This window comes from Metabacillus litoralis (genome assembly GCF_020524045.1).
Lineage (GTDB): Bacteria > Bacillota > Bacilli > Bacillales > Bacillaceae > Metabacillus > Metabacillus litoralis_C.
In genome coordinates, this window is record NZ_JAIVKL010000003.1 from 94,126 (window position 1) to 118,035 (window position 23,910).

At 34.7% G+C, this 23,910-nt stretch carries 21 protein-coding genes, 1 tRNA gene and 1 riboswitch; of the genes, 21 read left to right on the top strand and 1 reads right to left on the bottom strand.

The window, feature by feature from the left end; genetic code table 11:
* Positions 1–88 precede the first annotated feature (88 nt).
* The 10 genes from LC076_RS06665 to LC076_RS06710 all read left to right on the top strand — a co-directional run bounded on the left by LC076_RS06665 (position 89) and on the right by LC076_RS06710 (position 13,310).
* A complete protein-coding gene (locus LC076_RS06665; RefSeq protein WP_226667106.1) occupies positions 89–2,449 on the top strand; it encodes an endonuclease MutS2 in 2,361 nt (786 codons plus the stop codon).
* Between the two features lie 14 nt (positions 2,450–2,463).
* A complete protein-coding gene (locus tag LC076_RS06670) occupies positions 2,464–2,868 on the top strand; it encodes a DUF350 domain-containing protein (RefSeq protein ID WP_226667107.1) in 405 nt (134 codons plus the stop codon).
* Positions 2,869–3,318: 450 nt separating this feature from the next.
* Entirely contained in the window at positions 3,319–5,010 is a 1,692-nt protein-coding gene (locus tag LC076_RS06675) for an AMP-binding protein (protein WP_226667109.1), read from the top strand.
* Between the two features lie 204 nt (positions 5,011–5,214).
* Complete coding sequence (locus LC076_RS06680; protein WP_226667110.1) at positions 5,215–5,802, top strand: TetR/AcrR family transcriptional regulator; 588 nt, start codon at positions 5,215–5,217, stop codon at positions 5,800–5,802.
* Between the two features lie 319 nt (positions 5,803–6,121).
* Positions 6,122–6,895: an enoyl-CoA hydratase gene (locus LC076_RS06685; RefSeq protein ID WP_226667112.1), complete on the top strand. Its 774-nt coding sequence runs from the start codon at positions 6,122–6,124 to the stop codon at positions 6,893–6,895.
* Positions 6,896–7,004: 109 nt separating this feature from the next.
* Complete coding sequence (locus LC076_RS06690) at positions 7,005–7,778, top strand: electron transfer flavoprotein subunit beta/FixA family protein (RefSeq protein ID WP_226667113.1); 774 nt, start codon at positions 7,005–7,007, stop codon at positions 7,776–7,778.
* A gap of 62 nt (positions 7,779–7,840) precedes the next feature.
* On the top strand, positions 7,841–8,818 hold the full coding sequence (locus tag LC076_RS06695) for an electron transfer flavoprotein subunit alpha/FixB family protein (protein WP_226667114.1): 978 nt from the start codon (positions 7,841–7,843) through the stop codon (positions 8,816–8,818).
* Positions 8,819–9,097: 279 nt separating this feature from the next.
* On the top strand, positions 9,098–9,412 hold the full coding sequence (gene trxA, locus LC076_RS06700; protein WP_226667115.1) for a thioredoxin: 315 nt from the start codon (positions 9,098–9,100) through the stop codon (positions 9,410–9,412).
* Positions 9,413–9,831: 419 nt separating this feature from the next.
* Entirely contained in the window at positions 9,832–11,604 is a 1,773-nt protein-coding gene (gene uvrC / locus LC076_RS06705; protein WP_226667122.1) for an excinuclease ABC subunit UvrC, read from the top strand.
* A 96-nt stretch (positions 11,605–11,700) separates the two neighbouring features.
* Positions 11,701–11,883: riboswitch (Lysine riboswitch) on the top strand.
* A gap of 197 nt (positions 11,884–12,080) precedes the next feature.
* Positions 12,081–13,310, top strand: a complete 1,230-nt coding sequence (locus LC076_RS06710) for an aspartate kinase (protein WP_226667123.1) — start codon at positions 12,081–12,083, stop codon at positions 13,308–13,310.
* Positions 13,311–13,734: 424 nt separating this feature from the next.
* On the opposite strand, the gene LC076_RS06715 is transcribed toward LC076_RS06710, so the two are convergent.
* Positions 13,735–14,229 carry a YslB family protein gene (locus tag LC076_RS06715; protein ID WP_226667125.1) on the bottom strand — a complete coding sequence of 165 codons (495 nt, stop codon included), beginning with the start codon at positions 14,227–14,229 and terminating at the stop codon, positions 13,735–13,737.
* Between the two features lie 534 nt (positions 14,230–14,763).
* Here LC076_RS06715 and LC076_RS06720 point away from each other — a divergent pair.
* The 11 genes from LC076_RS06720 to LC076_RS06770 all read left to right on the top strand — a co-directional run bounded on the left by LC076_RS06720 (position 14,764) and on the right by LC076_RS06770 (position 23,814).
* Positions 14,764–15,372 (top strand): succinate dehydrogenase cytochrome b558 subunit, encoded by a 609-nt coding sequence (locus LC076_RS06720; RefSeq protein WP_226667127.1) that lies wholly within the window; start codon positions 14,764–14,766, stop codon positions 15,370–15,372.
* 32 nt (positions 15,373–15,404) lie between these two features.
* Complete coding sequence (gene sdhA / locus LC076_RS06725; protein WP_226667130.1) at positions 15,405–17,168, top strand: succinate dehydrogenase flavoprotein subunit; 1,764 nt, start codon at positions 15,405–15,407, stop codon at positions 17,166–17,168.
* Between the two features lie 2 nt (positions 17,169–17,170).
* Positions 17,171–17,932 (top strand): succinate dehydrogenase iron-sulfur subunit, encoded by a 762-nt coding sequence (gene sdhB / locus LC076_RS06730; RefSeq protein ID WP_226667131.1) that lies wholly within the window; start codon positions 17,171–17,173, stop codon positions 17,930–17,932.
* A gap of 435 nt (positions 17,933–18,367) precedes the next feature.
* On the top strand, positions 18,368–18,592 hold the full coding sequence (gerE, locus tag LC076_RS06735; RefSeq protein ID WP_003184172.1) for a spore germination transcription factor GerE: 225 nt from the start codon (positions 18,368–18,370) through the stop codon (positions 18,590–18,592).
* Positions 18,593–18,734: 142 nt separating this feature from the next.
* Positions 18,735–19,187, top strand: a complete 453-nt coding sequence (locus tag LC076_RS06740) for a MarR family winged helix-turn-helix transcriptional regulator (protein ID WP_413465955.1) — start codon at positions 18,735–18,737, stop codon at positions 19,185–19,187.
* A 9-nt stretch (positions 19,188–19,196) separates the two neighbouring features.
* The gene (racE, locus tag LC076_RS06745) at positions 19,197–20,012 is read left to right on the top strand and encodes a glutamate racemase (RefSeq protein WP_226667133.1); all 816 of its coding nucleotides are present in this window, start codon (positions 19,197–19,199) and stop codon (positions 20,010–20,012) included.
* A gap of 285 nt (positions 20,013–20,297) precedes the next feature.
* Positions 20,298–21,377, top strand: a complete 1,080-nt coding sequence (locus LC076_RS06750) for a GerMN domain-containing protein (RefSeq protein WP_226667135.1) — start codon at positions 20,298–20,300, stop codon at positions 21,375–21,377.
* A gap of 210 nt (positions 21,378–21,587) precedes the next feature.
* Positions 21,588–22,355, top strand: a complete 768-nt coding sequence (gene rph, locus LC076_RS06755) for a ribonuclease PH (protein ID WP_226667136.1) — start codon at positions 21,588–21,590, stop codon at positions 22,353–22,355.
* On the top strand, positions 22,352–22,951 hold the full coding sequence (locus tag LC076_RS06760) for an XTP/dITP diphosphatase (RefSeq protein ID WP_226667138.1): 600 nt from the start codon (positions 22,352–22,354) through the stop codon (positions 22,949–22,951). The genes rph and LC076_RS06760 overlap by 4 nt, the downstream gene beginning before the upstream one ends.
* A gap of 13 nt (positions 22,952–22,964) precedes the next feature.
* Entirely contained in the window at positions 22,965–23,474 is a 510-nt protein-coding gene (locus tag LC076_RS06765; RefSeq protein ID WP_226667140.1) for a metallophosphoesterase family protein, read from the top strand.
* Between the two features lie 266 nt (positions 23,475–23,740).
* Positions 23,741–23,814, top strand: a tRNA-Arg gene (locus LC076_RS06770).
* The last annotated feature ends 96 nt before the right edge of the window (positions 23,815–23,910 follow it).

A 23,910-nucleotide genomic window follows, 5' to 3' on the forward strand; every position in this document is an offset into this window, starting at 1 on the left:
ATGTTGAAGAAATGAACGAAAAGATAAGGTAAATAGTGCTAGCACAATCGTTAAAGTGCTTTACGCATTTTATAGGAGGTTTATTGTTTTGCAGCAAAAAGTACTTCACGTGTTAGAATTTGAAAAAGTAAAAGATCAACTTGTTCAGCATGCCGCTTCTTCCTTAGGAAAAGAAAAAGCAAAAGCGTTAGTACCTTCAACTAGTTTTCAAGAAGTTGTCATTGCTCAAGAACAAACAGATGAAGCTGCTAAAGTATATCGTTTAAAGGGAAATATTCCACTTGGTGGACTTGTAGATATACGAACAACAATTAAAAGAGCAAAAATAGGCGGTATTTTGAATGCTGTAGAACTAAATGAAGTTTCTGGAACATTGTATGCAGCTAGACAAATGAAGAGATTTATCGAAAAAATGGTTGAAGATGAAATCGAGCTTCATCATCTTCCTATATTTGCAGAAAAAATTGTTGTACTACATGATATTGAAAGAAAAATTTCTGAGTGTATTGATGATAATGGGTATGTCCTAGATAGTGCAAGCGTTACATTGAAAGGCATTCGTCAACAATTACGAACAACAGAAGCGAGAGTTAGAGATAAATTAGAATCAATGATTCGTTCGTCATCAGCAACAAAAATGCTTTCAGACGCGATTATTACGATTAGAAATGATCGATTTGTTTTACCAGTCAAACAGGAATATCGTGCTTCATATGGCGGAATCGTGCATGATCAGTCGAGCTCTGGAGCTACTTTATTTATTGAGCCACAAGTTATTGTTGATTTAAACAATACACTTCAACAAGCAAAGGTAAAAGAGAAAGTTGAAATAGATCGAATTTTAACGATTTTATCTAGTGAAGTGGCTGAGTATAGTGATGAAATTTTACAAAATGTCTATTGTCTTGCAGAAATGGATTTTATGTTTACAAAAGCTAAATATGCTAAAAAAATGAAGGGAACAAGACCAGCGGTGAACGAGAATGGCATTGTAAGGTTAGTAAAAGCACGCCATCCGTTGTTAGCTGAAAACGAAGTTGTTCCAAATGATATCGAACTTGGTACTGATTTTACGACTATTGTCATAACAGGACCTAACACAGGTGGTAAAACGGTAGCGTTAAAAACACTAGGACTTTGTACAATTATGGCGCAAGCTGGATTGCAAATACCTGCTTTGGATGGATCTGAAATCGCTGTGTTTCAAGCTGTTTACGCTGATATTGGGGATGAGCAATCAATTGAGCAAAGCTTAAGTACCTTCTCATCACATATGGTGAACATTGTTGATATTCTTCATAAGGTTGATCATAAAAGTCTAGTTCTTTTTGATGAGCTTGGAGCAGGTACAGATCCTCAAGAAGGAGCGGCGCTTGCCATTTCCATTTTAGATGAAGTGTATAACAGAGGAGCACGTGTTGTAGCAACGACTCATTATCCAGAGCTTAAAGCTTATGGTTATAATCGCAGTGGTGTTGTGAATGCCAGTGTTGAATTTGATATTGCAACATTAAGTCCAACGTATAAATTACTAATAGGTGTACCAGGGCGAAGTAATGCCTTTGAAATATCTAAACGGTTAGGTTTACAAGAAAAAGTCATAAATATGGCAAAAGCTCAAATGAGTGAAGAACATAATGAAGTAGATACAATGATTGCTTCGTTAGAGACAAGCAAAAAAACCGCGGATTATGAATTACTAGAAGCGGAAAAGATCCGTAAAGAAGCTGAGCAGCTTCATAAAGAGCTCCAAAAACAAATTATAGAATTTAATGCTCAACGAGATGTTTTATACGAAAAAGCAGAACGTAAAGCACAAGAAAAGGTTGAGGAAGCGACACAAGAAGCTCAGAAAATCATTCATGATTTACGTAAGTTGAGAAAAGAGCAGCATGCACAGGTGAAAGAGCATGAACTTATCGATGCGAAAAAACGTTTAGAAGATGCTTTACCTCAATTTGAAAAAAGTAAGAATGTAGTTAAAAATCAGCCTGTTAAGCAATCCTTATTACCAGGTGATGAGGTAAAAGTGATAAGTTTTGATCAAAAGGGCCATTTAATTGAAAAAGTAAGTGATAATGAGTGGCAGGTACAAATGGGTATTATGAAAATGAAGGTCAAGGAAAAAGATCTTCAATATATAAAAAGACCAAAACAGGAAATACAAGAAAAACCTTTAGCAACAGTAAAGGGCAAGGATTATCATGTATCATTAGAACTTGATTTACGTGGTGAGCGTTTTGAAAATGCCTTGTTAAGAGTTGAAAAATACTTGGATGATGCTGTATTAGCGGGTTATCCTAGAGTGTCAATCATTCATGGTAAAGGAACTGGAGCCCTTAGAACGGGTGTGAAAGAGCTGCTTAAAAATCATCGGAGTGTTAAGAGTACACGATTCGGAGAAGCTGGTGAAGGTGGTTCTGGTGTAACAGTTGTTGAACTCAAATAGCGGGGAGAAGAGGAATGAATACATTTTGGGAAAATGACTTAGTTCAAACGGCTGCTTATTACAGTGTTGTTGTTTTGTGTATAATCGTATTCTTAACAATATTTGAGCTAGTGACTAAATACAAAAACTGGGAAGAAATTCAAAAAGGTAACCTAGCAGTAGCTATGGCTACAGGTGGGAAAATTTTTGGGATAGCTAATATCTTTCGATTTTCCATTAATCAACATGACAGTGTGTTGGAAATGATGGGATCAGGCTTATTTGGGTTTATTTTATTATTATTAGGCTATTTTATTTATGAATTTATGACACCTAAATTTAAAATCGATGACGAAATCAAAAAAGATAACCGTGCTGTCGGGTTTATTTCACTTGTTATATCCATAGGGTTATCTTTTGTTATAGGAGCAAGTCTTTAAGGAGAGTGTAATGTGGAAACATTGGCTAAAATAATGTTTGGGCTATGTGGAGTATTTATTTTAATCGGTATTGTATTTTTAGTTTTTTTCTAAGAACCTGCTGAATTGTTGTGATTGTGAAAAGGGTATTCGCTTGGAGCCCTCCTCAGCCCTAGCATCTGGATCTCTAGAATACACTTTTCCTACGGAAGTTTCATAAATGATTCATTCACAAAGTGTAATAAATAACCTAGATTGCCTTTTCTAAAATAATAATTTTATGATTGTTATCAATAGCAAAGTTTATACATTAAGGCCTGGCCCATATAAGGGTCAGGCCCTTGTACTATTTAAAAATATTTATATTTCTGAAAATAAAAAAATCTGCTATACTTTTACAAAGGGGAGATAACAGAATTTCATTTTGTTATCAATAGTTAAAGAATTAAATGATCTCAAGGGGGAGATAAGATGGAAATTCAAAAACCTTGGTTAAATCTATATCCTGATGAAATTCCTCACGAATTAATGCTTGATGATGGAAAGTCTCTACAAGATTACCTAAAGCAATCTGCACTAGAATTCCCTACCAAAACCGCTATTCACTTTCTAGGAAAAGATCTCACTTATTCAGAAGTTTATAATCAATCATTAAAATTGGCTAACTACTTTCAATCTCTGGGTTTAAAAAAGGATGAACGTGTTTCCATTATGTTACCGAACTGTCCACAAGCAGTCATTGCATATTATGGAGTTTTATTAGCTGGTGGGATTGTTGTTCAGACTAATCCACTTTATATGGAACGAGAGCTAGAATACCAATTAAAAGATAGCGAGTCCACATTTATTATTACGCTAGATTTATTATATCCTAGAGTCTCTAAAATGAAAGCGTTAACAAATTTAAAACACATCGTTGTAACGAGTATTAAGGACTATTTACCTTTTCCTAAAAATCTTTTATATCCTTTTGTTCAAAAAAAGCAAAATCAATTGGTTGTAAAAGTTGAGCATGAAGGAACAACACATTTGTTCAGTAAGATTATGGAGGTAGCACAACCTGATATTGACGTGCATGAATGTGACACCATGAATGATATTGCACTTTTACAATATACAGGTGGAACAACTGGGTTTCCAAAAGGAGTGATGTTAACACATCACAATGTGGCATCTAATACGAAAATGTGCTCAACATGGATGTATAAATGTAAAAAAGGAGAAGAATCTATATTAGGTATTATTCCATTTTTTCATGTATATGGCATGACTACGGTAATGAATCTCTCGGTCATGCAAGGTTATAAGATGATTCTTTTACCCAAGTTTGATGCGAAGGAAGCATTAAAGACAATCGGTAAATTAAAACCTACATTATTCCCAGGTGCACCAACTATTTATATAGCTTTATTAAATCATCCGGATATTCAGAAATATGATTTATCCTCAATCAAATGTTGTATTAGCGGATCAGCACCACTTCCTGTTGAGGTCCAAGAGAAATTTGAAAAAGTGACTGGTGGTCGACTTGTTGAAGGTTATGGATTATCTGAAACCTCTCCTGTTACACATTCGAATTTTATTTGGGGTGAAAGAAAAAAAGGTAGTATTGGTGTTCCATGGCCTAATACAGAAGCAATCGTCTATTCATATGAAACGGGTGGGGTGGCAGAACCCAACGAACTTGGAGAATTAGCTATTCGAGGCCCTCAAGTAATGAAAGGTTATTGGAATAAAAAAGAAGAAACAGATGCAACCTTTAAAGATGGTTGGTTACTTACTGGAGATATTGGTTATATGGATGAAGAAGGTTATTTTTATATCGTTGATCGGAAAAAAGATATGATTTTAGCTGGTGGTTATAATATCTACCCACGTGAAATTGAAGAAATCCTTTACGAACATGAAAAAGTACAAGAAGTTGTTGTTGCAGGTGTACCTGATCCTTATCGAGGAGAAACTGTTAAGGCTTATATTGTTTTAAAAGACAGCCAGGTTGCAACAACGGAAGAATTTAATGAATATTCTCGAAAACATTTAGCGGCCTACAAAGTCCCGAGAATTTATGAATTTAGGGATGAACTACCGAAAACTGCTGTTGGTAAAATCCTTAGACGTGCATTAGTAGATGAAGAAAAGGAAAAAATGAAAAACGCGAACTAAATAAAAAGAAGTTTAGCATGATTCATTTTCAAATCCTTTGGATCTGTATCATGCTAAGTTTGTTTCAATCTTAAGGTCAAATTAATAGGTAGGAATGTAATCTATTTAATGTTTTTTTATTAAATTGTCTTGACAGAATTGAAAGGAATAACTATGATTAATTTATGAATGATGATTCATTCATTTAAAAAGGAGCGTTCAAGATTGAAACAGAAAAAACCAAAATACAAACAAATAATTGATGCAGCAGTCATTGTCATTGCTGAAAATGGATATCATCAAGCACAGGTCTCAAAAATTGCCAAGCAGGCAGGTGTAGCTGACGGAACCATATACCTATATTTTAAAAACAAAGAAGATATACTCGTTTCACTTTTTCAAGAAAAAATGGGAATTTTCATTGAAAAAATTGAAGAAGAAATCGAATTAAAGCAAACAGCTGCGGAAAAGCTTCACTCTCTTATAGAAAAGCATTTTTCTTTATTAGCAGAAGATCATCATTTAGCCATTGTAACACAGCTGGAGCTTAGACAATCAAATAAAGAATTAAGATTAAGAATCAATGAAGTGTTAAAAGGTTATTTAAATGTAGTAGATAAAATTATCGATGCTGGAAAAGAAACAGGAGAATTTAGAGAAGAGCTAGATAAAAGAATCGCAAGACAAATGATTTTTGGAACAATTGACGAAACAGTTACTACTTGGGTTATGAATGAACAAAAATATAATTTACTAACACAAGCACCAAAAGTGCATAGCTTGTTTATCAACGGTTTAGCAAATAAAGGATAAAAACACGTTTATCTTTAGGAGTATATTTTTGTACTTCTGAAGATACAGTGTTTTAAATAGGCTATGTTAAAGCTTATGGTTGATTTTTAGCACTTGGTTGATTGGAGTGAAAGGCATGAGACTCCTGCGGGAGAAGCGTGTCGAAGGGAGACCCCACAGGCGCTTGCGCCGAGGAGGCTTCCGGACCGCCCGCGGAAAGCGAATGCCTGTAACGGAAATCAACCACAAAGTTTAACAGAGCCTTTAAATATAGTCATTTTCCTACTTGATAAAAAATATAGTAAAAGGAATGATACTAGTTATAGGAGGAAAGACGTAAATGGGATACCTAAAGGTAGATATATCTAATTTTCTTGCAGTTGTTACAATTGACAATGCTCCTGCAAATGCTTTAGCTTCAGGAGTTTTGAAAGAGCTTTCAAAACTATTAGATGAATTTGAGAACGATGAATCCGTTCGAGTGATCATTTTACACGGCGAAGGTAGATTCTTCTCAGCGGGTGCAGATATTAAAGAATTTGTACAAGTATCATCTGAAACTGAGTTTTCAAAGTTAGCTTCAAATGGTCAGGAGTTATTTGAACGAGTTGAAAATTACGGTAAGCCTATAATTGCTGCAATTCATGGAGCTGCACTAGGCGGTGGATTAGAACTTGCCATGTCATGTCATCTCAGACTTGTGACAGAGGACGCCAAGTTAGGGTTACCAGAATTACAACTAGGTATAATACCTGGTTTTGGCGGTACCCAAAGGTTACCAAAATACGTTGGTACAGGTCGTGCATTAGAAATGATGCTAACAAGTGAACCGATATTAGGCTTAGAGGCTGTAAAGCTAGGGCTGGCAAATCATGCATTTCCTCAAGAAAAACTATTAGAAGAAACAAAAGCATTAGCAACTAAATTTGCTCAAAAAAGTCCAAAATCAATCAAAGCTGTTATCGAGCTTTTAAATAGTCCCAAATCGGTTACCTATCAAAATGGAATGAGAAAAGAAGCAGAATTATTTGGTGAATTATTTGGTAGTGATGACGCAAAAGAAGGTATTTCAGCTTTCATCGAAAAAAGAAAACCGAACTTTACTGGGAAATAATTGTTGATTATACCTTCGTTCTAAGATCGCTAGAATACTTATTATAAAAAAACAGTTGCATCTAGCATTTACCTTTTTAAAACTACTTAATAACATGGGGGAATGGGAAATGAATATTTTTGTCATGATGAAAAGAACGTTTGATACAGAGGAAAAAATCGCTGTGCAAAATGGACAAATAAGTGAGGATGGTGCTGAATTCATCATTAATCCTTACGATGAATATGCAATAGAAGAAGCAATTCAAGTTCGTGATGCAAATGGTGGAGAAGTTACGGTTGTTACAATTGGTGGAGAAGAGTCTGAAAAAGAATTAAGAACAGCATTAGCAATGGGGTGTGATAAGGCTGTTTTAATTAATATTGAAGATGATCTTGATGAAGGTGATCAATATACAACTTCAAGAATTCTAGCAGAATTTTTGAAAGATAAAGATGCTGATCTTATCTTAGGAGGAAATGTTGCAATTGATGGTGGTTCAGGTCAAGTTGGACCACGTTTAGCAGAATTACTTAACATCTCATATGTAACAACGATAACAAAGCTTGAAATTGATGGAAACAAAGCAACTGTTACTCGTGATGTTGAGGGTGATTCTGAAGTGATTGAAACAACATTACCATTACTTGTAACGGCACAACAAGGATTAAATGAGCCACGTTACCCTTCATTACCTGGGATTATGAAAGCTAAGAAAAAACCACTAGATGAACTAGAACTAGATGATCTTGATTTAGATGAAGATGATGTAGAACAAAAAACAAAAACAATTGAAATTTATTTACCGCCGAAAAAAGAAGCTGGCAAAGTGTTACAAGGTGAACTTGAAGACCAAGTAAAAGAGCTTGTCACATTACTTCGTAACGAAGCAAAGGTTGTTTAATCATAGATTAGAAGAATGGTAGGGAGAACAAATTATTACTATTTGAACAGGGGGAAATAATCATGGCAAGAAAAGTACTTGTATTAGGTGAAGCTCGTGATCAATCTTTAAGAAATGTTTCTTTTGAGGCAATTGCAGCAGGAAAAACTATTTCAGAAGGTGGAGAAGTAGTCGCTGTCTTAGTGGGTGACCAGGTTGAATCACTAGGTATGGAGTTAATACACTATGGAGCAGATCGTGTGATAGTAGTTGAAGATACAAAACTTAGCACCTATACTCCTGATGGTTATTCTCAAGCAGTATTAGCTGTAATTAAAGAGGAAAACCCTGAGGGAATTGTGTTTGGACATACAGCATTAGGTAAAGATTTATCACCTAAAGTTGCAGCAAAACTAAACTCAGGGCTAATATCTGATGCAACCTCCATTGAAGTTGCTGGTGGAAATGTCGTGTTCACTCGTCCAATCTATTCAGGTAAAGCTTTTGAAAAGAAAATCGTAACAGATGGAATCATTTTTGCTACAATACGTCCAAATAATATTAGCTCATTAGAAAAAGATGAATCAAGAACAGGTGATGTTCGTTCTTTATCTGTTGAGATTAAGGATTTGCGTACAATAGTTAAAGAAGTCGTCCGAAAAGCTACAGAAGGTGTAGATTTATCAGAAGCAAAGGTAGTCATTGCTGGTGGTCGTGGAGTGAAAAGTGAGGATGGTTTTGAACCATTAAAAGAATTAGCTGATGTTCTCGGCGGTGCTATTGGTGCTTCACGTGGTGCTTGTGATGCGGAATATTGTGACTATTCCTTACAAATTGGTCAAACAGGAAAGGTAGTAACACCTGACTTGTATATTGCTTGTGGAATTTCTGGTGCAATTCAGCATTTAGCAGGTATGTCCAATTCAAAAGTTATTGTGGCCATTAATAAAGACTCAGAAGCAAATATATTCAAAGTTGCAGATTACGGAATCGTTGGAGATCTTTTTGAAGTCGTCCCATTATTAACAGAAGAGTTTAAAAAATTAAAAGTTAATGCATAAAAAGGTAAAAGCACGCTTAAAGTGTGCTTTTACCTTTTTTGTTTGATGATTAAATAAGATGTGAATGGTTAATAAGCGCGGGAGTAAGGTCGACAAACTCATTTTAATGGACTGCAAGTATATCAAAACTAATACGTATCCTAAAATAATCTACAGAAAAAACTATGTTTTAATCGTGATTCATAGGGGAAAGTAATAAAGAAGCAAAATGTTCGCTAACTTTTTATGTGAGTGCTATAATTTAAACATATTTTAACAAACATTTTAGGAGGAATTTCAATGGCTATAACAAATGTAACAGATCAAACGTTTTCTGGTGAAACAAATGAAGGAGTTGTACTAGTAGATTTTTGGGCACCGTGGTGTGGGCCTTGTAAAATGATCGCTCCAGTTCTTGAAGAACTTGATACAGATATGGGAGAAAAAGTGAAAATTGTTAAAGTTGACGTTGATGAAAACCAAGAAACAGCAGGTAAATTCGGCGTAATGAGTATCCCTACTTTACTAGTATTGAAAGATGGCGAAGTTGTTGATAAAGCTGTTGGATATCAACCTAAAGAAGCGCTTGCTGAAGTTTTAAACAAGCACCTATAAGATATCAAGGTTCTGCCTTACTTTATATATGCTTAAAAGGATTGACATATGTCAGTCCTTTTTTGTGAGGCAAGAAAGGATATGTCTTAATCTATATTCAATCAAGCTATGCTCTGAGGTCTATTATTAATTTGATGCTTGTGGTCAGAATATGGCTCTCCAATTTCTGGCTAATCATTTCTTAGGAAATAATTGTATACGTTTCGACAATTTAACATAAGACGTATGATAGGTAGTCGTGATAAAATAGGGAATTAGTAGGCAGTAATGTGTCATTTTTAATAAAATGGTAGATTACTGCCTATCTCGATAAAAGAGCTTAATTCGTATACTTTTTAGAGCTGTAAATAGAGTGAAAGATAATTTAATTTCGTTCTTTTCGAAAAGAACTTTCAAATAAATAGTGAGGAGTGTTTGCTATGAGAGAACAATTTAAGGAAAAGCTCGCACTTCTTCCTGATCAACCAGGTTGTTATATTATGAAGGATAGACAAGGTACAGTTATTTATGTTGGTAAGGCAAAGGTTCTTAAGAATCGTGTGAAATCGTATTTTACAGGTTCACATGATGGTAAAACATTACGTCTTGTCAATGAAATTGTTGATTTTGAATATATCATAACGTCTTCCAATCTAGAAGCACTAATTTTAGAATTAAATTTAATAAAGAAATATGATCCTAAGTATAATGTGATGCTCAAGGATGATAAAACATACCCTTTTATTAAAATTACTAATGAACGTCACCCACGTTTACTTGTGACAAGGCAAGTGAAGAAGGATAAAGCGAAATATTTTGGTCCTTATCCTAATGTACAGTCTGCACGTGAAACGATTAAGTTATTAGATCGACTATATCCCTTACGCAAGTGTTCGACATTTCCTGATCGAGCTTGTTTGTATTATCATATGGGTCAATGTTTAGCTCCTTGTATTAAAGATGTTTCAGTAGAAACAAATCGTCAGATGGTAGAAGAAATTGCTAAATTTTTAAATGGTGGCTTTAAGAAAATTAAAGAAGAACTGTCTGAAAAAATGGTAAATGCTTCTGAGGAATTAGATTTTGAACGAGCGAAAGAATATCGTGATCAAATTCTCCATATAGAAGCCATCATGGAAAAACAAAAAATGACAATGAATGATTTTGTTGATCGAGATGTATTTGGATATGCTTATGACAAAGGGTGGATGTGTGTTCAAGTATTTTTCATACGTCAAGGAAAGCTGATTGAGCGAGATGTATCATTGTTTCCGATCTATGATCATCCTGAGCAGGAATTTTTAACTTTTCTCGGACAGTTTTATTCAAAATCGAGTCACTTTATTCCAAAAGAGATTGTTTTGCCAGATAGCATTGAGGTTGATGTTGTTGAGAAACTATTGGATGTAGCAACACTCCAACCTAAAAGAGGGAAGAAGAAGGATTTAATTTTGCTTGCACATAAAAATGCAAAAAATGCACTTGTTGAAAAATTTGCTTTAATAGAAAGAGATGAAGAAAGAACAATTAAAGCAGTTGAAAATCTTGGAGATATTTTAGGGATAGCCACTCCACATCGTATTGAAGCTTTTGATAATTCCAATATTCAAGGAACAGATCCTGTATCAGCAATGATCGTGTTTGAAGATGGTAAACCAGCGAAAAAGCATTACCGTAAATATAAAATTAAGGGTGTTGAAGGTCCTGATGATTATGAATCAATGAGAGAGGTTGTAAGAAGGCGTTATAGTCGTGTTTTAAAGGAAGAACTACCTTTGCCAGACTTAATAATCATCGATGGAGGAAAAGGACATTTAGCAGTAGCACAAGATGTTCTAATAAATGAATTAACACTCGATATTCCTGTAGTAGGACTTGTTAAAGATGACAAACATCGTACGTCAGAGCTTTTAATAGGATCTCCTCCTGAATTTATTCAGTTAGAGAGAAATAGTCAGGAATTCTATCTTCTCCAAAGAATACAGGATGAGGTTCATCGATTTGCTATAACATTTCATAGACAGCTTAGAGGGAAAGCTTCTTTTCAATCAGTTTTAGATGATATACCAGGTGTTGGAGCTCAACGAAAGAAGATATTATTAAAACATTTTGGTTCCTTAAAAAAGATGAAGGAAGCAAGTATTGATGATTTTATTGAAGCAGGGATGCCTAATAATCTTGCGAAGACTATATATACACATTTACAAGAGTAAATGAAACAAGAGTTGATCAAGCAAATTTGTGCTTGCAAGCATTTTAAAAGTCTGTTAGTGTAATAAGTAATTTGATACTTGGTCGTTAGTTTGTTAAATGAGGGTAGAGGTGCGAACATTATTAGTACCCAGCTTGAGGAGAAATGGTTTCCGATGAAAGCTGGTGAAAGGAATATTCGCCGAAGTGATTAAAGCACCATTTGTTTTAATTGCTGGTTTTACATTTAAAAGATGTAAAATTGTCAAGAGTTTTTATATTCTTGGAGAGCTATCTCATTGTAAAAGACGAATTTTTTCGTTTTAAAAGCAATGGGATGTTTTTTATCTCATTGCTTTTTTTATTGCATTTATAAGCTCCTAAACGCTCTGAAAATCCATAACAATTAATCTTATAGGGCATTATTTGTGATAACTTGTGGCGCTACCTTTAGCAGACGATGATCGATTATTAAAACAATTGAAGGGTGAGATTACTTTTGGGAATAATCGTTCAAAAATTTGGTGGAACTTCTGTTGGTTCAGTAGAAAGAATTTTAAATGTAGCAAATCGAGTGATCCAAGAAAAAGAGAATGGTAATGATGTAGTTGTTGTTGTTTCAGCAATGGGAAAATCGACGGATCAGCTAGTTGATTTAGCCAATCAAATTACAACAAAACCTAGCAAACGAGAAATGGATATGCTATTAACAACTGGTGAACAAGTAACGATTTCATTATTAACAATGGCTTTAATAGAAAAAGGGTATGAGGCTGTATCTTGCACAGGGTGGCAGGCAGGAATAGAAACGGAAGCGACTCATGGTAATGCGAGGATTACAAATATTAACACTGATTCTATAAAAAGCGAAATAAATGAGGGGAAAATTGTCGTTGTTGCTGGATTTCAAGGTCTTTCAACAGGTCAACAAATTACGACATTAGGTCGTGGCGGTTCAGACACTACTGCTGTAGCGTTAGCTGCTGCTCTTAAAGCAGATAAATGTGATATATATACAGATGTTACAGGTGTTTATACAACTGATCCGAGATTCGTTAAACAAGCTAGAAAATTAGATGCTATTTCATATGATGAAATGCTAGAATTGGCAAATTTAGGGGCAGGTGTTTTACATCCGCGTGCAGTAGAATTTGCAAAAAATTATAATGTACCTTTAGAAGTTCGTTCAAGTATGGTTAACGAGCGAGGAACAATTATTGAGGAGGAAACAAAAATGGAGCAAAACTTAGTTGTAAGAGGAATTGCCTTTGAAGATCAAGTTACAAGAGTATCAGTTCTTGGTTTACCAAATGAGTTATCAACATTATCTACAATCTTTTCAACTTTAGCTAAAAATGGACTGAATGTGGATATCATCATACAGAACACAACAAGTGATGAAAAAACATCCATTTCTTTTTCTATTAAAACGAGTGATTTAGAAGATACATTAACGATTTTAGAACAACATCAATCTGTATTACAATACGAGAAGGTTGAATCCGAAACAGGATTAGCAAAAGTGTCGATTGTGGGATCTGGTATGGTTTCAAACCCAGGAGTTGCTGCTGAAATGTTTGACGTATTAGCAAGTGAAGGTATTTCAGTGAAAATGGTAAGTACGTCTGAGATTAAAGTATCAACTGTGATTGATCAGGTGCATATGGTGAGTGCTGTGGATATTCTTCACAATGCTTTTGAATTATCAAAATCCGCTGCTATCGTTTAAAGAAACATTCTATTATAAGAGCGGTTTTTCGAAATTTTAGAATCCCGATGGAAATATTTCTGTATAAAGTCTAGTGGATCTTTTCTTTTACAGCTCCTATCTTTTATGCGATAAATCACTGGTTCTAACTGGTCAAGGCGTCAATTAGCAATAGTCTTTCAGAAAGGCTGATTTTGCAAACTTTGTTGCTTTAAGGTCCCTGAAGCAATCAGCACTGTATTAAGTCTAGTGGCATCTTTTCTTCAAAAAATAGTACCCTTATAGTGAAAAAAACTGTTTTCACTATAAATTTTGGTTGCATAGCAACAATCGTTCATAAAAGAGCCTTTTTAAAAGGTTGGAGCTGGTTGAGGATGATATGAAAAACACAAGCACATATTAAAAAGGGGCATTTGAACAGCCCCTTTTGATAATAAAATTGTCATTAAAGTTTTCGGTCACTTCTTTTACCAATTGAATTTTCTTCATCTTCGAGTGGATCTTTTTGATCCCACTTTACGGTGAAAACGACTTTATTCGCTCGTTTCTTCACTTGTTCATACGTTTCTGTTATTTGATTGTTTAAAGATTGAAGTTGTTCAGCAATAAAACCAGCTTCCATTTGAAAGGTATGCTCATTTGATTTTTTGAAACGAATGGAAATCAGTTCGCCACTTAACTCGAATTCCATTTCACTTTTTTTATTATGTACAAGACTCAAGTTGCCCCATCCGGCTTTTTGAAAAAATGCTGATAATTCTTCAAGTGAATCAACAGGAAATTTACGTGCTAATCCTTTTCCTGCCCAATAAAGCATTTGAGGATGGTCTTGTCCTAGGATATCAGGAATGAGCACTTCTCTTAATAATTCAAAGCCAAATGCAGGAACATTTATATCCTGTAGTTCTTCTAAGTTAATTATTGCAGATTGTTTATTCACGATATTCCCCTCTTTCTTTCGTATATTATATAACAACATCCATGCTGAAAAACATGTAATATTAAGTAAAAAGATGAGAAGATATTTTTTTGAGTGATTTTTGAACACACTGTTTGCTTGAAGAATAGGGTTTAACACTTAGCAAGTGGCTGAAATAAAGCATGGTGAGCGGTGATGGGAATGTATGGTGATTGAGGAAAAAAGGACTTTATAAACTTGCGATGATTTTAAGTATACTGATAAAATAAATTTATAAGCATTATATATTTGCTTAAAAATATGTAATTTATGAACGCGTTTTCTTGACGCTATTTCTTTATGGGAGTAAAATGTATTTGTCACAAATTTATCTCAAATAAACATACAGGGTAGAATTTTAATAGTCTGTTAGTTTTAAATCTAATTTTCGAATCCTAAATCAATCGCTGGTGACCATCAGCACTAAAGTAAATTTTATTAGGAAAAGAATATTGGGTAGAGAATTGCATTTATTTTAAATCGTGAGCGCATTATTGATACTAGGGGGTAAGTACAATGGCTGGAAACCGAGAGTTTATGAATCGTAGACTGCATTCATTATTAGGAGTAATTCCGGTAGGGATCTTTTTGATTCAGCATTTAGTTGTCAATCACTTTGCAACAAGAGGTCCTGAAGCATTTAATGAAGCTGCACATTTTATGGAAATGCTTCCATTTAGGTATGTATTAGAAATTGTCATTATTTTTCTACCACTTCTATACCATGCTATTTATGGAGTTTACATTGCATTTACTGCTAAAAACAATGTGAGTAACTATAGTTACTTACGTAATTGGTTGTTTATGCTACAACGTGTGTCAGGGGTTGTTACATTTATCTTTATTGCATGGCATGTTTGGGAAACAAGAATAGCAGCTGCATTAGGATCGGAAGTAAACTATGATATGATGGCTTCCATTTTAAGTAGCCCATTTATGTTAGCATTCTATTTAATTGGAGTTATTTCTACTATATTCCATTTTGCTAATGGTTTATGGTCATTTGCAGTAAGCTGGGGAATTACTGTTACTCCTCGCTCACAAGTTATTTCCACATATGTTACTTTAGCGATCTTTGTTGCTCTTTCATATGTTGGTATTCGCGCAATATTCGCATTCGTTTAATCCAGAAATAGCTATAAAAGGGAGTGGGGTTAATGAGTAAAAGTAAAATTATCGTTGTTGGTGGCGGTTTAGCTGGTTTAATGGCAACAATTAAAGCTGCTGAAGCAGGTGTTCAAGTAGATTTATTTTCATTAGTACCTGTAAAAAGATCTCACTCAGTGTGTGCACAGGGTGGAATTAATGGTGCTGTAAATACAAAGGGTGAAGGAGATTCACCTTGGGAACATTTTGATGATACAGTTTATGGTGGAGACTTCTTAGCAAATCAACCACCAGTTAAAGCAATGACAGAAGCTGCGCCTTCAATCATTCACCTATTAGACCGAATGGGTGTAATGTTTAACCGTACACCAGAAGGATTACTTGATTTTAGACGTTTTGGTGGAACACAGCATCATCGTACAGCATTTGCTGGTGCAACAACTGGACAGCAATTACTTTATGCCTTAGATGAGCAAGTGAGACGCTATGAAGTTGCTGGCCTTGTAACAAAATATGAAGGCTGGGAATTCTTAGGAGCAGTAATCGATGATGATAATGTTTGTCGTGGTATTACTTCTCAAAACTTAACATCTATGAAAATAGAATCTTTCCGTGCTGATGCTGTTATTATGGCAACAGGAGGACCTGGTATTATATTTGGGAAATCAACAAATTCTGTGATAAATACAGGATCTGCAGCATCTATTGTTTACCAACAAGGTGTTTATTATGCAAATGGTGAATTTATTCAAATCCATCCAACTGCCATTCCAGGAGATGACAAGCTTCGTTTAATGAGTGAATCAGCTCGTGGGGAAGGTGGGCGAGTATGGACTTATAAAGATGGAAAGCCTTGGTACTTCCTAGAGGAGAAATATCCTGCTTATGGTAACCTTGTGCCTCGTGATATAGCTACACGTGAAATTTTTGATGTTTGTGTAGAACAAAAGCTAGGTATTAACGGTGAAAACATGGTCTACCTAGATCTTTCACATAAAGATCCAAAAGAGCTTGATATTAAACTAGGTGGTATTATTGAAATTTATGAAAAATTCATGGGTGATGATCCGCGTAAAGTTCCAATGAAAATCTTCCCTGCTGTTCACTATTCTATGGGTGGATTATGGGTAGATTATGACCAAATGACAAACATCCCTGGTTTATTCGCAGCTGGTGAGTGTGATTATTCTATGCACGGAGCGAATCGTCTAGGTGCTAACTCTCTTCTATCTGCAATCTACGGTGGAATGGTTGCTGGACCAAATGCTGTGAAGTATATAAATGGTCTTGAAAAGAGTGCTGAAGACTTATCTGCTTCTGTATTTGATGGTCATGTGAAACAGGAAGAAGAAAAATGGAACAATATTATGAATTTAGATGGTAAAGAAAATGCATATGTTCTCCACAAGGAATTAGGAGAATGGATGACTGATAACGTAACAGTTGTTAGACATAATGATAAGCTTTTAAAAACGGATGAGAAGATTCAAGAGTTAATTGAAAGATTTGACCATATAAACATCAATGATACGGCGAAGTGGAGTAACCAAGGTGCTGCATTTACTCGTCAATTAAAAAATATGCTTCAGTTATCACGTGTTGTAACACTCGGTGCTTATAATCGTAATGAAAGCCGTGGAGCACATTATAAACCAGATTTCCCTGAGAGAAATGATGAGGAATGGTTAAAAACAACTATGGCTAAATATACAGGAGATCGAACAGCTCCAGAATTCACATATGATGATGTTGATGTTTCATTAATAAAGCCACGTAAGCGAGATTATTCTAAAAGCAAAAAGGGGGATAAATAATAATGAGCGAGAATAAAGTAGTTCAGTTTATTATTACCCGTCAAGATTCACCTGAAGCTGCTCCTTATGATGAGAAATTTGAAATTCCTTACCGACCTAATATGAATGTTATTTCAGCTTTAATGGAAATTCGTCGTAATCCTGTCAATTCGGCTGGTAAAGAAACAACACCTATCAACTGGGATATGAACTGTCTTGAGGAAGTATGTGGGGCATGTTCAATGGTGATTAACGGTAAACCACGCCAATCATGTACAGCTCTAGTTGATCAGCTTGAACAACCTATTCGTCTTGAGCCAATGCGTACTTTTCCAGTTGTTCGTGATTTACAGGTTGATCGTAAGAGAATGTTTGATTCTCTTAAGAAAGTTAAAGCATGGGTTCCAATTGATGGTACGTATGATTTAGGACCTGGACCTCGTATGCCTGAGAAAAAACGTCAATGGGCTTATGAGTTATCAAAATGTATGACATGTGGTGTATGTTTAGAAGCATGTCCTAATGTTAATAGTAAATCTAACTTCATTGGGCCTGCTCCATTATCTCAAGTTCGTTTATTCAATGCTCATCCAACAGGAGAGATGAATAAATCTGAGCGATTAGAATCAATCATGGGTGATGGTGGGTTAGCGAATTGTGGTAACTCACAAAACTGTGTGCAATCTTGTCCAAAAGGAATTCCTTTAACAACTTCAATTGCTGCACTAAACCGTGATACTGCAATTCAATCATTCCGTAATTTCTTTGGTAGTGACCAAGGGTAATTGAATATGAAATAGCAAAGAGGTTAACCTTGATATTTGGGTTAACCTCTTTTGCATGGTATGACTTATTTTTTGGCCGTATTTTTTCTTTTAGTAATCTGATGTTTTGAAAGCATACAATTCTTACCTATAACAAAGTGGATATATGAACATTATTCTTATTGTTTCATACTTTAAAACAAAAGGATAACTCATTATTCTTGGAATTATGGTGTAGATATTAAGAATAACTGGAAGGTGTTTCTGTAATAGGTGGATTTTGTTTTTACTTTACAAGGTGATTTTGTACTTAGTAAATAATTTAGACGAAGTAAAACAACTTTTCCTTTAGTATTCTGTCACAGTGGTACTCATTAGAACATAGTATATGTTGACTAAATATATAATGCCCATCTGTTAGATCAGCTCTCACCTTAGCAAGGAGGGTTACAATACTTGAAAGAGAAAGAGTTTCAATCAAAACCACTACTCACGAAAAGAGAGAGAGAAGTTTTCGAATTGTTAGTTCAAGATAAGACAACTAAGGAAATTGCTAGTGAGCTCTTTATAAGTGAAAAAACGGTTCGAAATCACATCTCGAATGCGATGCAAAAGCTTGGTGTTAAGGGACGTTCTCAAGCGGTTGTTGAGCTCCTTCGAATGGGTGAACTAGAGCTCTAAACAAAACCGGCTATCCTTTTTACGAAGGAAGCCGGTTTATACTTATTTTATATAAATATATGTAACTTGCATTTTTTATAAAAAAAAGGGAAAATAACTAGTGAAATGGTATGTATAAGTAAAATGTTAGTGAGGGTTTTAAGTGACAATAAAACGTGCAGGTGTTACGAACCAAACAGTAGCTGATCTTGAAAAGTCTCTACGTCATATATCAGCTATTATCAAACAAAAGGGTCGAGAAATATTAAACGACTATAGCATTACACCACCGCAATTTATTGCCTTACAATGGCTTTGGGAAAATGGTGACTTAACAATTGGTGAGCTTTCGAATAAAATGTTTTTAGCTTGTAGTACAACAACAGATTTAGTTGATAGAATGGAAAAAAATCAATTAGTTGTTCGAGTGAAAGACCCTGTTGATCGAAGAGTGGTCCAAATACATTTATTAAAAGAAGGCGAACGTATCATAGAAGAAGTAATTAACAAACGACAAAATTATTTAAGAGATAAGCTTGTTAATTTCGATGAGGAAGAAATTGTTTTTCTTGAAAAGTCATTAATAAAGCTACAGCATGATATGAGAGAAGAATGAGGCGATATTTTGAAAAGACCGATTGGTGTCATTGATTCAGGAGTGGGTGGTTTAACTGTCGCAAAAGAAATCATGAGACAATTACCCAAAGAAGAGATTATTTATTTAGGTGATACAGCTCGTTGTCCTTATGGACCAAGACCAGCTGATGAGGTTCTTCGTTTTACATGGGAAATGACGAATTACTTACTCGAACATCATCATATTAAAATGTTAGTCATAGCTTGTAACACAGCAACAGCTATTGCACTCCAGGAAATTCAAGACAGCATAAATATACCTGTGATAGGAGTCATCTTTCCGGGTGCAAGAACAGCTGTGAAAGTAACGAAGAATGACCATATTGGCGTTATTGGAACGGTCAATACAATAAAGAGTGCAGCTTATGAAATAGCTCTTAAAACATTAAATAGTGAATTGAATGTTGATAGTATGGCTTGCCCGAAATTTGTGCCTCTTGTGGAGAGTGGTGACTTTGAAGGTCAACAAGCACAGGATACTGTTGAGGAATCTTTGGTGAGTTTTAAAGAAAGTAAGATTGATACACTTATTTTAGGATGCACACATTATCCAATTTTACAAAAGCAAATAGAAGAGTATATGGGACAAGCAGTTAAAATTATTTGTTCTGGTGATGAAACGGCTAGAGAAGTTAGTACGATTTTATCGTTTGAAAAGATACTAAATCAAGATGCCGGAGAAAAAAAACACATTTTTCTCACAACAGGACCAAAGCAATTATTTGAAAAGATCGCATCTAAATTATTTGAACAACCCATACTTCATGTGAAATCTATTTCATTAGAATCTTCTAAGAATTATTAAAACAAAAAGAAAAGGCACGGTGCATAAGGCATTGTGCTTTTTTGCAATGATAGGACGAATATTTTTTTCTTCATTCTTGTGTCCAGCTTTAGGAACAACTGGCTCTAGAGTCTATTCTTATTCTCACGAAGCTTGTCGTCTTAGTCTGAACACCTTTTGCTTATCTTAATGAGTTGAAAAAAGAGTCTATTTTTATCCATCTCTAAAAGTTTGTACAAAAAATCGGTCTATTTTTAATAATAGCTCGTATACATATTAGTACAAACTGCCTTTGGAGGGATTTGAATGTCTAAATACAACAAACAGATTGCTGTTACAGTTCTTGCTTCATCTATGTTACTGTCTGGTTGTGGTTTATTTGATGCAGATAAAGCAACAAAGGAAATTGATCCACCACAAGATGTAACCTTTACAGAAGATGGAGAACTAATCGAAGGTGAAGGTACAGCTGTCGAAAAAGATGCAAAAGGTGATGCTGCAGTAGAAACAATTTCTAGTCAGCTATTTTTATTTGATAAAAGTGGTTTTGTTGTTCCATATACAATGAACTTGCCTAAAACAGACAGCATTGCCAAACAATCTTTAGAATATTTGGTAGAAGGTGGTCCTGTTTCTAATGTACTTCCTAATGGATTTAAAGCAGTGTTACCTCAAGATACAATAGTACTTGGTGTAAATATTAAAGAAGATGGAACAGCAATCGCAGACTTTTCAAAAGAATTCAAGAATTATAAAAAAGAAGATGAAGCGAAAATTCTTCAAGCGATCACATGGACGCTTACACAATTTGAATCTGTTAAAAAAGTGAAAATTTGGGTGAATGGACATGAGCAGAAGGAAATGCCGGTAAATAGTACACCTATAAATGATGGTGTAAGTAGAGCTGATGGTATTAATCATGATTCAAGTGATATTGTTGATATTACAAATACACATCCACTGACTGTTTATTACATGTCAGAATCTGATGGGCAACAGTATTATGTACCTGTAACTAAACGTGTAAGCAACGATAAAACAGATCCAATTGTATCAGCAGTTGAAGAGCTTGTTAAAGGGCCATCAGGTTCATTAGGATTAATGAGCGATTTCCAAGATGGTGTTGAACTATTAAGTGCACCTAAATATGCAGATGGAAAAGTGACTTTAGATTTTAATGAATCTATTTATGGTAGTCATGATGAAGAACAAAAAATTGTTTCTTCTGAAGTTATCCAATCACTTGTATTAACTTTAACAGAACAACAAGGCATTGAAAGTGTTGCGGTTACAGTGAATGGAAAAGCAGAATTGATTAATGAAAATGGAGAAAAACTAACTGAGCCTGTGACAAGGCCTTCGAAAGTAAATACAGGTAGTTTTTAATTTCATTGTTTTTGATATACTATAAATAGGGTAAAGAGAGGTATGCTTATTAAAAAGCTACCTCTTATTTAATTTTTTTTGGCTTAAAAAACTTCTCTGCTGGTTTAATCTTCCTTAATTTATTGACAAAACCAACAATAGTTTTTAACAAAGCCTGTATGGATAAATACATAAAATGATCAGAAGATGAATTTTTTGGAGGGATATAATGTGAGAAATGATGGTAGAAGTGTAGATGAATTAAGGAAAGTAGATATCAAAAAGGATTTTGTAATTCATCCTGAAGGATCAGTATTAATTTCTATAGGTGAAACGAAGGTAATATGTAATGCAAGTGTAGAAGATAGAGTTCCTCCATTTATGCGTGGTGAAGGAAAAGGATGGATTACTGCTGAATATTCTATGCTTCCTAGAGCCACAGAACAACGAACAATTAGAGAATCATCAAAGGGTAAGATCACAGGTCGTACGATGGAAATACAGCGGCTGATTGGTAGGGTATTACGTTCAGTAGTGAACTTAAAAGAACTCGGTGAAAGAACAATTTGGATTGACTGTGATGTGATTCAAGCTGACGGAGGAACAAGAACAGCGTCAATTACAGGTGCATATGTTGCTATGACCATTGCGCTTGGAAAATTACTTGATGAAGGCAAATTAAAATCCTTGCCAATCACAGACTATCTTGCTGCAGTTTCTGTTGGTGTAGACCGTGAACATGGTGAAGTTTTAGATCTGAATTATAAAGAAGATTCTAAAGCTGAAGTGGATATGAACATTATTATGACTTCTCAAGGAGAACTAGTAGAAGTACAGGGAACTGGTGAAGAAGCAACATTTACACGTCAACAATTAAATAGTATGCTCGATCTAGCTGAAAGTGGTGTTAAGTCACTAATAGAAATTCAAAAACAAGCATTAGGTGATCTTTCCCTTATTGTTGAAGAAAATATTAAAAAGCAGGTTGAAGCAAAGTGAAAAAAATCATAATAGCTACTAAAAATAATGGAAAAGTAAAGGAATTTAATGCATTGCTAACTCCTTTAGGTTATGAAGTACAATCACTCTTGGATTATGAAAATGCAATAGATGTAGAAGAAACAGGTAGTACTTTTGAAGCTAATGCCATATTAAAAGCAGAAGCAATTTCAAATCAATATCAACTGTTAACAATAGCAGATGATTCAGGTTTGGAAGTGGACTATTTAGAGGGGAAGCCTGGTGTTTATTCGGCGCGATATGCTGGCCCTGATAAAAGTGATCAAGCTAATATGGATAAGGTTCTTGATGAGTTAAACTCTGTCACTGATATGGAAGAGCGTTCTGCAAGGTTTGTTTGTGCTTTAGCATTATCTACGCCAGGACAAGAAGTTCAAACAGTTAAAGGAACATGTGAGGGTTACATAGCTAATTCTCCAATAGGTGTAAATGGCTTTGGTTATGATCCGATTTTTATCTTGAAACATACAAATAAGACAATGGCACAGTTGTCTAAGGAAGAAAAAAACCAAATTAGCCACCGGTCAGAAGCACTTAGAAAACTTCTTCAACTGATGGCTAATACTGAACGATAAGGTAGGGGATTTCATGAAGGTTTTACTTATAAGTGATAGCCATGGTTTAACTTCAGAAGTTGATATGATTAAAGATAGGCATGAAGAAGAAGTTGAATTAATGCTACATTGTGGAGATTCTGAATTATTAGATACAAACAAAGAATTAAGTTCCTTCAGAGGAGTAAAAGGAAATTGTGATTTTGGTTCGGACTTACCTAATGAAATTATTGAAGATATAAATGGTAAAACACTTTATATGACACATGGACATTTATATAATGTAAAAATGACTTTAATGAGCTTGAAATATCGTGCAGAAGAAGTAAATGCGAAGATTGTTTGTTATGGACACTCTCATATAGCGGCTGCAGAACTTATTGATGGAATTTTATTCATTAACCCTGGGAGCATAAGGCTACCTCTACAACGTAGACAGAAAACCTATGCAATTGTTGAAGTGAATGCTTCACATACAAAAGTTATCTTTTACGATGTGAACGGAGAAGAAATTCAAGAATTATCAAATGAGTTTATGATATAATTTAATAGTTCTTTTTTCTCGCACGAACGAGTGCTTGTAATGGAAATGAACAATAATACATAACAGCCATTAGACTTTATACAGAGTTATTTCTATCAGGATTTAAAACAACAAGCTATACGTCAATAGCCAATATCATTTAGGGAGAGAGATTATATTCTCTCTTTCCTATAAAAAAAATAATAAACAACTATTGACTTTTAGTGTTAAAGAAAATATAATAATAAATGTCGCTGATAATTAATTTTGAATCAGCAAAATATTAAGTCCCAGTAGCTCAGCTGGATAGAGCAACGCCCTTCTAAGGCGTCGGTCGGGAGTTCGAATCTCTCCTGGGACGTCATACAAAAAAAGCCTTCTATTCTGAATAGAAGGCTTTTTTTGTTGTTTGTTTTCTGAAGATTGCTTTACATCTTTGTTTGGAAATTTATTAAGA